Genomic DNA, 15,254 nt, shown 5'->3' with positions numbered 1-15,254 from the left:
ACAGGAGTGTTTTATTGCGAGGTGATGTCGGCGTCTTCGCCGCTGCCGCCCGGCTGGCCGTCGCGGCCCAGCGAGATGATGTCAAATTCAGACTTGCTGCCCGGCGCCTTGTACTGGTAAGGGTGGCCCCACGGGTCCGGCGGCACGCCCTTCTTCAGGTAAGGACCGTTCCATTTGGCGGTAGCAGTCGCCGGGGCCACCAGCAGCGCGTCCAGGCCTTCCTCGGTGGTTGGATAGCGGCCGACATCCAGGCGGAAGGTGTCCAATGATTTTTCAAACGCCTCGATCTGCGCCTTGGCGATGGTGACTTCCGACTTGCCCAGTTGCGAGAAGTATTTCGGCCCCACGTAGGCAGCCAGCAAACCGATGATAACGATAACGACCAGCAGTTCCAGCAGGGTAAACCCGCTGCGTTTTTTTACTACGTCCATCCCTGCAACTCCTCTGCAATAAAGCGGCGGTCTAAAGTCAGAGGCTACCACGTGATTTGCATCTCCGACAATCTTTTCTTCATCATTTGATGTGTTTCAAGCTTGTGGCATTTTTCTAACAATCCGACGCATGATTCCTCGACCATATTTTCATTCACGCAACGAAATAAACTTAACTTTCATAGTCGAATAAACAAATTTAATACGTTGCCACACATGCCACAAAATTAACAATAAGCCTATACTTTTCAACAGCACCACTCCGTTGTTTCCAACGACCACCTGAGAAGGAAAGACCCATGAAACGCGTTTTACATGCATTATTACTGGGCTTGATGACGCTGGCTGCCCTGCCATCCGCGTCCGCCAAGGACATCACGCTGGACTTCGAGAACCTGCCGCCGGGTCCCTTGTTTCACGGCGATGCCTGGAATATCGGCAACGACATCTACTTTGAAACCTTCTCCAACTCGACGGTGGCGCAGAACGGCGATTACGTTGGCGAAGTGGTGGACAGCAACTGGGCGTTCGAGCAGTGCGGGCAACTGCAATGCACGTCCAACGGCAGCACCTATGTGGCTGCGGTGAATGACGCCGCCATGTACTTCTCCACCTTCAGCGGCAACGCCTTCAGCGTGCGCTCGCTGAGCGCCAGCTTCCTCGGCCCCTACGCCGATAGCTATACCAGCATCGTTGGCGCGGTGCGCCTGATGGGCGTGCACGCCGACGGCAGCTCGGTGCTGCAAACCTTTACCTTCGGTGCACCGGGCGCGGATGGTTACGCATTCCAGAGCCTGTCGGTGTCAAACGCCTTTGCGGCCGACCAGTTCACCGAGCTGTATGTGTTCGGCCTGGCGTGCAACAGCGCCGGCAACTGCGCCGGTTTCAATAGCGACCGCGCCCAGTTCGCGCTCGACGACCTGGTGCTGATTAGCGCCGTTCCTGAACCGGCCACCTGGCTGATGTTCGGCAGCGGCATGCTGCTGGTTGCCACCCGTCGTCGCCGCGCCTGAGACAAGGAGATCCAACATGAAATTACGCCCCATTCCCGCCGCCGCCATCCTGCTGCTGTCGGGCGCCCTGTCGCTGGCCCAGGTGGCCCAGGCGCAGGAAGAACGCCGTTCCTACCTGATCCAGCTGGCCGACAAGCCGGCCGCCACCTACACCGGCGGCGTCGCCGGCCTGGCCGCCACCCAGCCGCCATCCGGCCAGCGCATCGATCCAGGCAGCGCCACGCTGCAGCTGTACACCGACTATCTTGGCCAGAAGCAGGCCGCTATCAAGGCCTTGGTGCCGGCGGCGGAAATCGAATATGACTACAAGGTCGTGCTGAATGGCTTCTCGGCGCGCCTGACCGACGCCGAGGTGCGCGCGCTGCAAGCCAATAGCGCCGTGCTGTCGATCCAGGCCAACGCCGTACGCCAGCTGGACACCGCCTACACCCCCACCTTCCTCGGCCTGGAAGGCGCCGGCGGCCTGTGGGCGCAGGCGGGTGGCAAGCAACACGCCGGCGAGAACGTCATCATCGGCGTCATCGACAGCGGCATCTGGCCGGAGAATCCAGCCTACGCCGACCGCATCGATGCCAGCGGCCTGCCAACCTTCGACAACAGCGCCACGCTGGCCTATACCGCACCCGTTGGCTGGACCGGCACCTGCCAGACCGGCGAGGCGTTCACCGCCGCCAACTGCAACAACAAGCTGATCGGCGCACGCTTTTTCCGCGACGGCTTCGAGCGCTCCGGCGAAACCCAGCACTGGTCCGAGTTCATCTCGCCGCGCGATTCGATCGGCGGCTCGCTCGGCAAAGGCGGCCACGGCACGCATACCTCCAGCACGGCGGCCGGCAACAACGGCGTGGCAGCGACGCTGGGCGGCATGGCGATGGGTTCGGTATCCGGCATGGCGCCGCGCGCCCGGGTCGCCATGTACAAGGTGTGCTGGACGTATGTGGACGGCACCACGCCCGGCAAGAACAGCTGCTGGGAGCAGGACAGCATCGCCGCCATCGAACAGGCGGTGCTGGACGGCGTGCACGTGCTGAACTATTCGATCAGCGGCGGCACCAGCCCCGGCAACTCGGTCGAGCTGGCCTTCCTGAACGCCACCGCAGCCGGCGTGTTTGTCGCCGCCTCGGGCGGCAATGATGGCCCGGCGCAGGCAGTCAACCACGTTGGTCCATGGCTGACCACGGTAGCGGCGGCCGCACACGACCAGTTCCGCGTCGCCACGCTGGCGCTGGGCAATGGTGCCAGCTATGCCGGCGCCTCGCTGAGCAATACTGTGCTGCCGTCCACCACGCCGATTATCCGCTCGGAGGATGCAGCGCTGCCTGGCACTGACCCGAACGCGGCGCGGCTATGCTTCAGCGCCGGCTGGATCGGCGCGCCGGTGCTGGATCCGAACAAGGTGCGCGGCAAGATCGTCACCTGCGAGCGCGGCACCAACGACCGCGTCGACAAGAGCCTGGCCGTCGCGCAGGCCGAAGGCGCCGGCATGGTGATGGTGGACAACGGCAGCGGCCTGGTGGTCGAACTGCACTCGGTGCCGACGGTGCACGTGTCAGCTGCCGATGGCGCCGCCATCAAGGCCTATGCACTGGCAGGCGGTGGCACGGCCAGCCTGTCGCGCTTCTTTGAAAAGAAAGGCACTGGCCCGATCATCGCCGGCTTCTCGTCGCGCGGGCCGAACGCCGCTGATGGCAACCTGCTCAAGCCGGACCTGGCCGCGCCCGGCGTCGATATCCTGGCGGCGGTGGCGCCTGAGCTGTCGCCTGCCCAGCAAGCCAGCCTGAACACCGGTACGCTGACGCCGGTGCCAAATGCCTGGGCACTGTACGGCGGTACGTCGATGGCTGCGCCGCATGTGGCCGGCATCGCCGCGCTGCTGCGCCAGGCGTACCCGGACTGGTCGCCAGCGGCGATCAAGTCGGCGCTGATGACCTCGGCCACGCAGACCTTCCCCGACACCCAGCCGGGCCTGTCGGCAGGCGTGCTGCCGTGGGCGCAGGGCGCCGGGCATATCAATCCGCGTGGCGGACTGCCGGCTTATGGCGGCACAACCAGCAACGCCACCGGCGCCATCGCACCCGGCCTGGTGTACGACATCGCGCCGGCGGACTATCGCAAATATCTGTGCGGCAGCGGTGTCAGCAGCCAGTGCAGCAGCGGCACGCTGGTCGGCTACAACCTGAACGTGCCATCGATCACGCTGGCCAATGTGCTGGGTAACGTGACCGTCGCGCGCACGGTCACCAATGTCGGCACCACCGCCTCCACCTATACGGCGCAGGCGTCGGTGCCAGGCTACACCACGGTGGTGACGCCGGCATCGCTGACATTGGCGCCGGGCCAGAGCGCCAGCTTCACGCTCAAGCTGACGCGCGGTGCGGCGCCGGACAACGTGTGGCAGTATGGGGCGCTGACCTGGAAGGATGGCAGCCACATTGTGCGCATCCCGGTCACCGCACGCAGCGGCAAGCCCATCTCCGCGCCGGCGTTACTGGCCAGCGTGCGGCCGGCAGGCAGCATGGCGATCAGTGTCGGCACCGGATTCTCCGGGCGCATGAATGCTTATACCGGGGGCTTCAAGGCTGTGACCAAGGGTGCGCCGCTGACGGTGACCCAGGCCGTCGCTCCGGTCGACACGCCGGAAGAAGTGGCGGCTGCGTGCAATGACAACGATCCCGGCGCGGCCAGGATTCCGGTCAGCTTGCCAGCCAACACGGTGGTGGCGGCGTTTGAGCTGTTCAACAATGACACCGCGCACGGCGCCGCCGACGATCTCGACATGGTGGTACTGGACGCCAGTGGCGAGCTGGTCGACTACAGCGGCACCGGCGGCTCCAATGAGGCCATCGTGCTGAAGTCGCCGGCGGCAGGCAGCTATACGGTGTGCGTGGTGGGCTGGAAGACGCCGGGAGCGGCGGCAACCACCTTCCGCCTGTCATCGGCGGTGGCGCTGCGTGGCGAGACCACCGGCAATCTGCGGGCTGGCGTGCCTAGCCAGGTCTACCTGGCCAGCACGGCATCGGTCAGCGCCAGTTGGTCGGGCCTGGCGAGCGGGCAGCGCTACTACGGCGGTATCCAGCTGCTGGATACCAGTGGCGGCGTTGGCGCCACCACGGCGCTGCTGGTGGAAACCAATAGCCCGATTCCGCAAGTGCAGCATCCGGACCGCAGTGCTACACGGGTGGCGCGCAAGTAGGCTGTGAAGCAGGCGCCGTACCTGGTGGTGCGGCGCTTATTCGAACACTTGTTTCAGCGACTCCGCCTCGGGCAGCATATCGCCCCAGGCCGTGAGTTGCGCCAGGCTGGCTTGTGCCAGCTTGTTGCGGACAACCTCAGGTAGCGGTCCGAAGCGCCGGACAAGCTGCCGCTCCAGCACCACCAACGCTCCCTCCTTGCGGCCCCGCGCCAGACCTTGTTCCAGACCTTGTTCCAGACCTTGTTCCAGACCTTGTTCCAAGCCCTTTTCAATGCCTTGCTCCAAGCCCTCCTTCAGACCTTTTTGCCGTCCCTTATCCAGGAACATTTGCTCCAATGGGGTGATCCATTCCATCTTATGCTCCTTCTCCAGCTTGACAACAGATTGCCAGTAACGTTCTTGCAGCGATTCAGGCAGTACCATCATCCAGTTGATCACTTTGAATAGCTCAATTATGCGCCGCCTGCGCCAACCATGTTGGAACAGGAGCTTTGTAAGTTGCCATTTGGCGGCATAGAGCTGATTTGCATCATGCCGTGCTTGTTGCGTGCGCAGATGAGCCAGCGTGACCCACGCAAAAGGATTATGCGACGCCAGTAACTCGTCAATTCGCTCCGCGTAGTCCAGAAGTTTGGCGGCGGAAAAAGAAATGCCCATCACGGTTCCAAGCACCCGGTTGTGGAATGCATCTGGTCGCCACTTGCGATCCTCATCCGCCAACAGCACCAGGCTTGCCACCGGTTGTTCATATTGCTTGAAGATACGGTAGTTGTAGTCCAGAACGCGCAACGCGAGGGAAGCGTCACGCTGCGCCTGCACCTCGACGTGGACCAGCACCCATTGCACGCTACCGTCGTGCAGACATACCTCGACCAGTTTATCGGCGACCATGCTGTCAGCGGCAGCGCCGAAATTGATGCCTGCCAGCTCCTTGTCGCGGAAGCGCGGCCGTCTGGACCAATCAATCTCGGCATGGAGGTGGGGGAAAAAGAAGGCCATGAAGTCGCCGAAAGCATGCGTCAATGCCGCTTTCCAGGGCAAATCATAACGGGCTGGCGGCGTGGCGGTGGACATCCGTCCAGTCTAAGACACCGCCATCAGCCCATTTTGCGATAGTACGAACATCTCGCGCTCAGGCGGCGCGGGCGAGTGGCTGGGGTGGGCGGTCGAACAGGTGCAGGGCCATGCTGCGGGCGATCGCCTGCGCGCGGTTGGAGACGTCCAGCAGGCGATACAGCCGCTGCAGGTGGTTTTTCACCGTCAGGCCGCTGATGCCGAGGATCAGGCCGATCTCTTCGTTGCTCTTGCCTTCGCGTACCCAGTGCAGAATCTCCGCCTCGCGCGCGCTGACCGGACGCGCCAGCGTGCCGGCCTTCGCCTGCGTCTGCTGGCGGTTGATGCGTTGCAGGCTCATGTGCAAATACGGCAGCAGCAGCTGCATGAAATAGGCGTGGCGCGGACGCGGGCGATGCGGCAGGCCAAACATCACGAAGAACGTGGCACCACCGGGTAGGCGCTCGCTGCCATGCATCAGCAGGTTTTCCAGGCCCAGCTCGCGCAACGCGACCTGGAACGGCACCAGGCCGTGTCCAGCTTTCAGCGGATCGGCGCCGGGACCGGCATCCAGCATGGCCGGCATGCGGCCCCCGAGGCGGGAATATTGGGCCAACCGCAGCGCCAGGCCATCGTCGCGATTGCTGAGGCGATGGCGCAACTCTGCATCCAGCACCGTGCTGTGCAGGCATTCGACCTGCTGCAATTCATCCTGTGCGCCAAACTGCAGGCACACCATCACCTGGTGCGGCAGCAAGGCCTGCAACTGCCCCTGCGTCCACAGGAAAAACTGGCGCGCATCCTGCAAGGGCAAGGCGGCTTCGATGGCGTGCAGCAGGTATTCCTGCTCCAGCTTGCTCAGGATGACCAGCTGTTCCATGTTCAGCCCTGCGCCGCGACAAAGCGGTAACCGCTGCCGCGCACGGTTTCGATACGCTGCTGGTAGCCGCTCGGCTGCAAGGCGCTGCGCAGACGGCCGACATGCGTGTCAACCGTGCGCTCATCCAGATAGACGGCGCTGCCCCACACCTGGTCCAGCAACTGCGCACGGCTATGCACCCGTTCCGGATGACTCATCAGGAAATTCAGCAGCTTGAATTCAACGCGTCCCAGCGCCAGCTCGCGTGCGCCGGCGGTGACGCGCTGGGTGCATGGATCGAGCCGCAGACCAGCCAGCTGCACCGGCGCGTCGGCGCCCACCGCCACCTGCACACGACGCAGCAGGCAATGCACACGCGCCACCATCTCGCGCGGACTGAAGGGCTTGGTCATGTAATCGTCGGCGCCGGCATCCAGCGCCATGATCTTGTCCGGCTCGCCGCAGCGGGCGGTCACCATCATGATCGGCAGGAATCGTGTAAGGGATTGTGCGCGCAGGCGGCGTACCAGCGACAGGCCGGATTGGCCGGGGAGATTCCAGTCCAGCAGCACCAGGTCGGGCAACTGGTCTTCCAGCATCAGCAAGGCGCTTTCGGCATCGGCCGCACGGCTGATCTGGTGGCCGGCCATGCCCAGGTTAAGCGCAATCAGCTCCTGGATCGCGGGCGTGCTTTCGATAACGAGGATATGGGCGGCTGGCATAGTGTTCCCCTGTAAAGGAAACACTATGCATTAAGCAATGTGGCTTTACTAATATGATTTCCATCGCAGATTGAGAGGTCTGCGATATAAATCAGCGCCCTTGCTGACGGCGGCGAATCAGGCCCAACAACGCCAGGCCGCCCAGCATCATGGCCCAGGTTTCGGCTTCCGGCACGGCGCTGACGGTGACGCCCGAGCCCAGCACATCGCTGGTGATGCTGCCCTGCCCGCCCACGGTCGCCGATGGCGTCCAGTTCAGGTGCAGCAAGGCGCCGTCGATGCTGCTGCTGTCGCCCAGCAGCGTGGTACGGTCGGCGCCGTACAGCGCCACCGACAGCAGCGAGCCGAACAGGCCGCTCGGATCAGCGTCGCCGCTGAAGCTGACGCTGAAGCTGACCTTGCCGCTGCCATAGTTCACCGCGTGGAACAGGTCGTTGTACGCACCGTACACATTCTCGATGCGGAAACCGCTGTTCAGCGAACCGCTCACGTTGTACAGCTCGGCGCCATCGCTGCTGCCGAAGTTGACGAAGTTGCCGATGTCGGCATAGGTGGCGACCACGCCGGTAGGCGCATGCGCCAGCGAGATATCGATCCAGCCGTTGCTGCCATAGCCGCTGGTGTCGAGCTCAACGGTCAGGGTGCCGGCTGCGGCGGCCAGGCTGCTGCAGGCCGCCAGTACAAGCGCCATCGCGGCGCGGCGGAAGTTTTGAATAGTGAACATGATGAGTTGCTTTCCTTAGAAGTTGCCGCTGTAAATTTTGACTGCCGAATAAGTGACGCTGCCGCTGCCGGTTTTGCTGAAGCTGGTCGGCACGGTGATGCTGGCGCGAGGTGCCAGCGTCGACTGGCCGAGCGTCAGATAAGGCGCACCGTCATGCGTGCCGTTCGCGCCGACCAGCGTGGCGCCTGCCACCAGGCCGTCGAATTGCAGCTGGAACGGACCGTTCAGCGTGGCGCCGCTGGTGTTGGTCAGCGTCACGCTGCCGCTCCACTTGGCGGTGGCGCGGCTGTACACCAGCGTGCCCGAGACGGCGCGCAGGCTGGCGCTGATGTCGCTGCTGGCGGCTTGCAAGTTCAGGCTGATCACCACCGGATCGTGGTCCGACGCGCGGTAAGGCGCGCTGGTGTATTTGTCCTGCGGCTTGCCATCGGTGTTGTAGTCGACCACGGTCGGCTCGTCGGCGTTGTTATGCCATTCGGCCGCGTCGGCCACCTGCGGATTCAGCGCGGCGCTGGCCAGCGCGTGGTCCAGGTAGCCGGCTTCGCCGTTGAACACATACGAGTACGGCAGCTTGCCGGCGCCGCGCACGTGACGCTCCAGCTGGTTGACGTAGCCGGTGGCGGTGATGGCGGCAATCGGATCTTCCTGGCCGTAGGCGTTGAAGTCGCCGATCAGGAGCACGCGCGCATCGCCGGCGGCAGCCACCACCTGCGGCACGAAGCTGTTCACCAGGCGCTGCGCCTGCTTGATGCGGGTGGCGTTCCAGCAGCTCTGGCTATCGTTCTGATCGACATCAAGGCTGCCGTCGGTCGGGCAGCTCCCCTTCGACTTCAGGTGGTTGACCACCAGCGAGAACCTGGCGCCGTTGGCCGCCTTGAAGGTTTGCGCCATCGGTGGGCGGTTGTTGATGCTATCGGCATCGGACAGCGCATTGCCCACCAGCGTCAGCTTGGCCGGCTTGTAGATCATCGCCACGCGGATGGCGTCGGTGCCGGTGGCGGCCGGTTTTGGCACCACAGCATAGGTTTGGAAGCCGGTGCCTGGGGAGATGGCTTCATTGAGCGCGTTCACCAGATAGGTGACGGTGGTTTCGCCGCTGTTCTGGATTTCCATCAGGCCGTAGACATCGGCGTCGATCGCCTTCAGTTCGCCAACGATCTTGGTGCTCTGGCGCTGGAACTCATTCAGGTTGTCGGCGCCACGGCAGTTCGACTTCGACACGCTGGTGCCCAGCGTGCAGCCGGCGGTGGCGCCGGTGACATCGGTGCCGTTGGTGAAGGTGGTGAAGTAGTTCAGCACATTGGCGCTGGCCACTTTGATGTTGCCGGCAGCCAGTGCTGGTGGTTCTTCACGCGGATGGTCTTGCGAGAACTGCGGCGCTTCGGTCGGCTGCAGCTTGAAGGCCGCGCCGCCACCGCCCTTGGCGCCGAAGTCGACCACGCCGGTCAGGCCGTGCACGGTGTCGCCGGCGCGCAGCGAACCGTCTGCTCCCAGGTAAGGAATGGTGGCCGGGGCGACAAAGATGCCATCGTCCAGGATGATCTGGTTCAGCTGGTTGGCAGCCGCTTGCGCGATGGCTTCGGTGGTGCGTGGGCGATAGCGGTTGGAGGCGATCTCCAGGCGGCCCGACGACAGCGTCACTTCGCCGCGCGAACCGAGGTACTCCAGCTGCGACACGGTCAGCGGGCTGGCGAAACGCACCAGCATGCCTTCGACGCGGCCCAGATTGGCGTGCGGCAGCGCGACATTGGTCGGCGTGATGCTGCCGGTGCCCAGCTTGGTGATCGCGCTGACGGCGGTCAGCTCGGTATAGGAACGGGTGGCGCTGGCTGGCGTGTATTCGCTGACCGTGCCGGTGATGCGGATCTTGTCGTTGAGCTGCACGGCGCCGATGTTGGCGGCGGTGGTGTAGACGAACAGGCCGTCCGAGGTCAGCGGATTGCCATCGCCGTCCTGGTCCTGGATGAAGAAGCCGGTGGCGATCTTGGCGGTGACCACGCCTTCGGTGGTCTGCACCGTGTTGACGTACGGGCTGGTATCGCCCTCGCCCTGGATTTGCGGAATGGTGTGGCTGACCGCCGCCGGCGCGCTGATGCTGACGTTGATCGCGCAGGTGGTTTCCTGCGACTGGTCATTGCCGAACTTGACCACCACCGCGTAGCTGCCAGCCTGAACGCTGGCAGCAATGTTCAGGCTGGCGGTAGCGATGCCGCCAGCGCTGGAAGCGGCCTGGAAATTGCCCAGGCTGATGCCCGGCACAGTGGCCGAACTCACGATGGCGCTGTTGACGATGCCATCGGCATCGGTGGCGCTGAGGTCGGCGCTGCCGTCGATGCCGAAAGCCAGAGACAGATTGGCCGGACAGGTGGCGATGATCAGCGGCTGTTGCGGCACGCCGCACTGGTTGACCGGGTTGGCGCTATTGCGCGGCAGCGGTTCGCCGGCGACGAAATCGGCGGCGTTGTTGTCGCTGTCGGTGCAGCCGCCGGCAGCGCGCAGCGCGGCGGTGGTGGCCAGCAGGCCAGGCGCGGCGCCGCTGCCTTCGAAATAGGTGGCGGTGCCGAAGCCGACCAGGTCGACAATGCTGCTGGCAGCCGGCGAGGCGCCGGACAGCGCGCCGGTGCCGGACACCAGCGCCACTTTGCCGTTGTTGGCGCTCATGGCCGAGGTGCCGGTCGCATCCGGCGTCGGCAGCGCCACGGTGCCTCCATTGCCCTTGGCCTGCTGCACCAGGAAATACTGGCCCGGCTTCAGCACGGTGCCGCTCAGCGGCGTGACGCCCCAGGCGCCGGTGCCGGCGGCGCTGGTGTACTGCACGCTCCAGCCGCTGAGGTCAACGTCGGCATCGCTGCGGTTGAACAGTTCGACGAAGTCATGGGTCAGCGTGGCGCCGGAATTGCCGCCACCGCCGTAGACCTGGGAGATCACCACCGGGGATGCGGCCAGCGCGGGCGCCGACAAGGCAGCCGACAAGGCGATGGCCAGCAGGGTGCGGCGGCCGGGTATCGCGGCAGCCAGGATCGGGGATGTTTTCATTAGTTGTCCTGTAATATAGGCAAATTGCTCTTTAAGTTGCAATTTGCATATTACGGCGTCGCGGTGACGTCTTGATGACAAGTGATTAGTCCAATCGGATCAATCCCGCAGGCGAAAAAAAACCGCCTTGCTCACGCAAGACGGTTTTGCTGCAGCGCAATGCCCTACTTAGGCAGCGTTCTTTTTGCGGCGTGCAGCCAGCGCGCCAATCAGACCCAAGCCGCCCAACAGCATGCCGAAGGTTTCCGGTTCTGGTACGGCAGTCACGCTGTAGTTGGCGCCCAGGAAAGCGGCATTGGTGAACTGGCCATCGTGGCCCAGCGTACCCGAAGCAATCACGTCATACACGCCAGCCGCGACGCCCTTGTAGCTGAACGCGCCGGTGGCAGCATCCAGGTCGCCGGTCAGGGTGCCGATCGAGGCGCCACTGAAGCTCACGGTATCCAGCGTAAACGTACCAGCGAACGGCTGGCTGAACGAGACGTTGGTGGCAGCAAACACCAGACCGGTGACGTCGGACAGCGAGCCCACGGTGATCGTACCAATTTTCACATCGGCAAAGGAGTAGGTTGGCGCCGTGACATACACAGCTTCCGAACGGTGGATGACATCTGCCGATGCGCTCAGCGAAGCCGCTGCCAGTACGATACCCGCAACAAGTGCTTTCATTTTCATATAAGTTCCTTGGGGAAAAATTTGATGGATCCTAACCACCATCGGGTTGAAAGAGAAACAACCTATAGAAATGGTAGCATAAATTTATCAAAATAAATTATTATTTTCCCATTGAAGATGTCGAATTTAAAACTTTTTACATTATGAAAAAATGAAATTGCACTGCAACAATTTCAATGACTCATCTACCTAGTTTGGGGAGTGCGAGCACAGACGTCTGCCAGAGTGAAAAGCAGAGCGGGGAGACGTTAAACGGGGATTGCGTCGCATGGCGGGGTTACGTTGGCGTGCGAACCAGCGACTGTTGTAGCGAAGGGACAGTGGCACCGTCGGCGCCACTGTCCCTGATGCGCTGCCGCAAAAGGCGGCAGCGCAAGACTGCAGGATCAGGACAGCTTTTTGGCGTCCTTGTTGCGACGACGGCTCACGAAGCCGATCAGGCCCAGGCCCGCCGCCAGCATGGCGAAGGTTTCTGGCTCAGGAACGGCGCTCACCGACACGGTGCCAGCGTAAGAGGTGGCAGCTGCCGACAGCAGCTTGCCAGTCACCAGCACATAGTAGCTGTCGTTCTGAATCGCGCCGGTGCTGCTCGCGGTCCAGTTATCCAGCGAACCTTGCGACCACTGGGTACCGTCCAGCGAGAAGCCCGCCGAGTTGAATACCTGGAAGTTGGTGATTTCGATCGCATCCGCCAAGTTAGGTGCGGTGAATGCGCCGACAAATGCGCTCAACACGCCGGTGCCGGAGAAGCTGTATTTATCGGCAAACGTGTCACCGATGCTGCCCGAAGTGAACGAGTGGCCGAAGAATGCCGTGCCATTCGACAAAGACAGGGTTTGTGCGCCCTGGCTGACGTCTGCAGCGCTTGCTACGCCGGAAGCCAGAGCGGCGGTTGCCAGAGCACCCGCTGCCATCAAAGATTTCAGTTTAACCATAATTCCTCCATTGATAAATCGTTGAAGCCGCCCTCGCGGCCGCGATACTCAATACCGCTGAACGATGCTAGCATGGCAAAAACACATATGTTGGTGTTTTGTCACTGAAAAATTTCGCCCAATAAACAAATTCCAATAGGAAATTCGGTCAAAACTTGCTGCCAAAATGCCAGCCACCATAGGAGAAATCAGGTATCGCGGTTACCGCAATGCAGCATGAGCATCGCGATGTAGGATTGATCCTACAAACAGACGGGAAAAATGGAAGGCTAACGCAACGGTTCATCGGCGATAAGGGGCTGCCAAAGGCTCGCCAATAAACACGCCCTGGGCGGGCCAGGCGACGCTCTTCCAATACGCTTCGATCGCCGTGTTACCAAGCAAATATTGCCGCAACAACACGGTCGGCTGCGGGAATTTTTGCCAGTAATTGCAGGGTTCGGTAACGGTGCCATAGCTGGCGGTAGCGCCGGCATCCAGCCAGCGCAGGCTGCTCATCTGGCTGTCGCTGAGCAGGTCGCCGCCGGTCGAGGTCAGATGATCGGCCAGTGCGCCGGGCAAAAAACGCAACGTGTCCAGCTTGGCCACGCGTGCCATGCCGGTCTGGTAAATGATGATGTCGCTCTGCCCTTCCAGGCTGTCGGCTTGCAGATGCCTGATGGTCAGCTTGCGCGCCGGCAGCTGACCAGCACGGGGAAACAACGGCGCGCGACTATTTCGTGCGGTTTCGCTGGTGGTCAGATACCAGGCGTTGGCAGTCGGCACACTGAAGCCGCTGGCCACGCCGCGCTCGATCAGCGCCTTGGCAGCCGCCACCGACTCGGTTGGCAACAGCATCGACAGCCGCATACCATGTTCTTTGAACGGCTGGCCGCCGGTAGCGTTGAAATACGGACTGGGCTTAGACGGCGCGCACGGCTTTTGACACAGCGCCGCATCCAGTCCCAGCGTGTAGGCGGCAGTGATGGCGTTGCACTCCACCGCGTAGGGCGCGGTCCACACCATCAACACCGCCTGGATCTGCGGCGATAGCTTGGCGTCGATCTGCTCCTTGAGCTGGCGAAACTGTTCGGCATTCAGCCGCCGTGGCCGGTTGGGGATGCGCACATGCACCACGTTTTGCTCCGGCACGGCGCGCGCGTTGCGGTAATATTCGCCGATTTCCACGCTGAGCGGATCATCATCGTTGATCACCAGCGCCAGCTGGCTGGCGCGCAGTGCACCGCTATCCGTAGCAGACGCCATTTGCGCCTGGGCGGCGCAGCAAGCCAATGCAGTGAGGCAGAACAATAATAAGGAACGCAAGGCAATACCGATCATGGCTGGGCAGGCGGCGGCGCCGTCTTTTTTGCATTATGGGGCAAGCAGGTAAAAAAAGAAAACCCCCGGCAGGATCGCTCCCAGCGGGGGTTTTGCTGCGCGCCGCCATCAGCGGCGCAGTATCAGGCGACGCTTTTGCGGCGACGGGCAACCAGGCCCACCAGACCCAGGCCAGCCAGCAGCATGGCATAGGTTTCCGCTTCAGGCACCGCCGACACCAGCAGGTTGCCGGAGTAGATGGTGACGTCCGTGCTGGAGACCTGGCCTTCGATTTTGAGGTAGTAGCTACCGCTGGACAGGTTGCTGCCCGACAGGATCCACAGGCCGCTATCGGCATCCAGGCCGCCGGTGGCAGCGGCAACGGTCGAACCGACTTGGTACAGGTTGAACAGGGTGAAGTCGATACCGGTGCTGTCATCCAGGCTGATTGCCGAGATGTTCGAGCCGGCATTGCTCAGCGCTGGAATGTCGAAGAAGAACAAGTCCGAGAAGGTTTTTCCCTTGCTGCCAGCAGCAAACTCGGTGGCGGAGCCGAAGCCGGACGAGCCGTCAACCAGGGACAGGTGCTCGGTACGCTCGAAATCAGCGGCGCTGGCAAAGGCGCTGGCGGCTGCCAGTACCAGGCCGATCAGGATGGAGGTAATTTTTTTCATGCTTTATCTCACAAGTTTAAAGTCAGCGCTTACACGCTTTTTTTGCGACGTCGCGCAACCACGCCAACCAGGCCGAGGCCAGCCAGCATCATCGCATAAGTTTCCGGCTCAGGAACAGCCGTGACCTTCAGGGCGATATTGCCAGACAGGCTGGCAGCCGAATTGACCTTGCCGATGACCTGCAGGTAGTAGTCGCCTGCCGTCAGGATCTGGTTGCTGGCATTCAGTTTCCAGTTATCAACGATACCACTGGACTTCTTCGTGCCCGAGTACACCAGGGTACCGCTGCTGGTGTAGACGGCGAAGCCGGTCAGGTCCAGGCCAGTGGTCGCCGACAACGCGGTCGAGGTCACATCGGCAACCAGCAGGCTGGTGTTGCTGACGTGGAAATTGAACTGGTCGGTGAAGGTCGCGCTGGCCGCAGCGGAGGTAAAGGTGGCCGTGTATTTTGCCGCGTTTTTGCTCAGGTCAATGGTCTTAACCGAGTGCGATGCGTCTTTCGCATGGGCGGAAAAGGCAACACCCGCCAGCAACAACGTCGCCATGATAGCTTGGGAGGTTTTTTTCATGCAAAGCCTACTTAAAGGGTTGGATAATGTCATCAGGACATCAGATTTATCGGAGAAACAACAACCTGCGG

Annotated in this window: 13 protein-coding genes; 2 read left to right on the top strand and 11 right to left on the bottom strand. The window is 62.3% G+C overall.

Annotated elements, in window-relative coordinates; genetic code table 11:
• Positions 1–11 precede the first annotated feature (11 nt).
• A complete protein-coding gene (gspG, locus tag BLS51_RS26360) occupies positions 12–431 on the bottom strand; it encodes a type II secretion system major pseudopilin GspG (protein ID WP_090191417.1) in 420 nt (139 codons plus the stop codon).
• A 299-nt stretch (positions 432–730) separates the two neighbouring features.
• On the opposite strand from gspG, the gene BLS51_RS26355 reads away from it, so the two are divergent.
• On the top strand, positions 731–1,444 hold the full coding sequence (locus BLS51_RS26355) for an NF038120 family PEP-CTERM protein (RefSeq protein WP_090191414.1): 714 nt from the start codon (positions 731–733) through the stop codon (positions 1,442–1,444).
• 16 nt (positions 1,445–1,460) lie between these two features.
• Entirely contained in the window at positions 1,461–4,637 is a 3,177-nt protein-coding gene (locus tag BLS51_RS26350) for a S8 family peptidase (protein ID WP_090191412.1), read from the top strand.
• A 36-nt stretch (positions 4,638–4,673) separates the two neighbouring features.
• Here the strand turns inward: BLS51_RS26350 and BLS51_RS26345 are convergent, their stop codons facing one another.
• From BLS51_RS26345 to BLS51_RS26300, 10 genes are all read right to left on the bottom strand, one after another.
• Positions 4,674–5,711, bottom strand: coding sequence for an RpnC/YadD family protein (locus tag BLS51_RS26345; protein WP_139168794.1), 1,038 nt, complete (start codon positions 5,709–5,711; stop codon positions 4,674–4,676).
• A 58-nt stretch (positions 5,712–5,769) separates the two neighbouring features.
• Positions 5,770–6,570 (bottom strand): XrtB/PEP-CTERM-associated transcriptional regulator EpsA, encoded by an 801-nt coding sequence (gene epsA, locus BLS51_RS26340; RefSeq protein ID WP_090191409.1) that lies wholly within the window; start codon positions 6,568–6,570, stop codon positions 5,770–5,772.
• 2 nt (positions 6,571–6,572) lie between these two features.
• Entirely contained in the window at positions 6,573–7,271 is a 699-nt protein-coding gene (locus BLS51_RS26335; protein ID WP_090191407.1) for a winged helix-turn-helix domain-containing protein, read from the bottom strand.
• 91 nt (positions 7,272–7,362) lie between these two features.
• Positions 7,363–7,995 (bottom strand): NF038129 family PEP-CTERM protein, encoded by a 633-nt coding sequence (locus BLS51_RS30035; RefSeq protein WP_090191404.1) that lies wholly within the window; start codon positions 7,993–7,995, stop codon positions 7,363–7,365.
• Between the two features lie 15 nt (positions 7,996–8,010).
• Positions 8,011–11,031: an ExeM/NucH family extracellular endonuclease gene (locus BLS51_RS26325; protein WP_090191402.1), complete on the bottom strand. Its 3,021-nt coding sequence runs from the start codon at positions 11,029–11,031 to the stop codon at positions 8,011–8,013.
• A gap of 168 nt (positions 11,032–11,199) precedes the next feature.
• Complete coding sequence (locus BLS51_RS26320) at positions 11,200–11,700, bottom strand: FxDxF family PEP-CTERM protein (protein ID WP_175472700.1); 501 nt, start codon at positions 11,698–11,700, stop codon at positions 11,200–11,202.
• A gap of 392 nt (positions 11,701–12,092) precedes the next feature.
• On the bottom strand, positions 12,093–12,641 hold the full coding sequence (locus tag BLS51_RS26315; protein WP_090191396.1) for an FxDxF family PEP-CTERM protein: 549 nt from the start codon (positions 12,639–12,641) through the stop codon (positions 12,093–12,095).
• Positions 12,642–12,923: 282 nt separating this feature from the next.
• Complete coding sequence (locus tag BLS51_RS26310; RefSeq protein ID WP_090191393.1) at positions 12,924–13,886, bottom strand: TIGR03790 family protein; 963 nt, start codon at positions 13,884–13,886, stop codon at positions 12,924–12,926.
• Between the two features lie 197 nt (positions 13,887–14,083).
• Positions 14,084–14,614, bottom strand: a complete 531-nt coding sequence (locus BLS51_RS26305; RefSeq protein ID WP_090191391.1) for an FxDxF family PEP-CTERM protein — start codon at positions 14,612–14,614, stop codon at positions 14,084–14,086.
• Between the two features lie 29 nt (positions 14,615–14,643).
• On the bottom strand, positions 14,644–15,183 hold the full coding sequence (locus tag BLS51_RS26300; RefSeq protein WP_175472699.1) for an FxDxF family PEP-CTERM protein: 540 nt from the start codon (positions 15,181–15,183) through the stop codon (positions 14,644–14,646).
• Positions 15,184–15,254: the final 71 nt, after the last annotated feature.

The organism is Duganella sp. OV510 (genome assembly GCF_900100205.1).
Lineage (GTDB): Bacteria > Pseudomonadota > Gammaproteobacteria > Burkholderiales > Burkholderiaceae_D > Rugamonas.
Note: the sequence above shows the minus strand (reverse complement) of the source record. Positions and strands in the feature narration are given on the sequence as shown.

Coding starts and splice junctions, on each gene's coding strand:
- gspG (WP_090191417.1), bottom strand. CDS start 431: ATGGACGTAGTAAAAAAACGCAGCGGGTTTACCCTGCTGGAACTGCTG.
- BLS51_RS26355 (WP_090191414.1), top strand. CDS start 731: ATGAAACGCGTTTTACATGCATTATTACTGGGCTTGATGACGCTGGCT.
- BLS51_RS26350 (WP_090191412.1), top strand. CDS start 1,461: ATGAAATTACGCCCCATTCCCGCCGCCGCCATCCTGCTGCTGTCGGGC.
- BLS51_RS26345 (WP_139168794.1), bottom strand. CDS start 5,711: ATGTCCACCGCCACGCCGCCAGCCCGTTATGATTTGCCCTGGAAAGCG.
- epsA (WP_090191409.1), bottom strand. CDS start 6,570: ATGGAACAGCTGGTCATCCTGAGCAAGCTGGAGCAGGAATACCTGCTG.
- BLS51_RS26335 (WP_090191407.1), bottom strand. CDS start 7,271: ATGCCAGCCGCCCATATCCTCGTTATCGAAAGCACGCCCGCGATCCAG.
- BLS51_RS30035 (WP_090191404.1), bottom strand. CDS start 7,995: ATGTTCACTATTCAAAACTTCCGCCGCGCCGCGATGGCGCTTGTACTG.
- BLS51_RS26325 (WP_090191402.1), bottom strand. CDS start 11,031: ATGAAAACATCCCCGATCCTGGCTGCCGCGATACCCGGCCGCCGCACC.
- BLS51_RS26320 (WP_175472700.1), bottom strand. CDS start 11,700: ATGAAAGCACTTGTTGCGGGTATCGTACTGGCAGCGGCTTCGCTGAGC.
- BLS51_RS26315 (WP_090191396.1), bottom strand. CDS start 12,641: ATGGTTAAACTGAAATCTTTGATGGCAGCGGGTGCTCTGGCAACCGCC.
- BLS51_RS26310 (WP_090191393.1), bottom strand. CDS start 13,886: ATGGCGTCTGCTACGGATAGCGGTGCACTGCGCGCCAGCCAGCTGGCG.
- BLS51_RS26305 (WP_090191391.1), bottom strand. CDS start 14,614: ATGAAAAAAATTACCTCCATCCTGATCGGCCTGGTACTGGCAGCCGCC.
- BLS51_RS26300 (WP_175472699.1), bottom strand. CDS start 15,183: ATGAAAAAAACCTCCCAAGCTATCATGGCGACGTTGTTGCTGGCGGGT.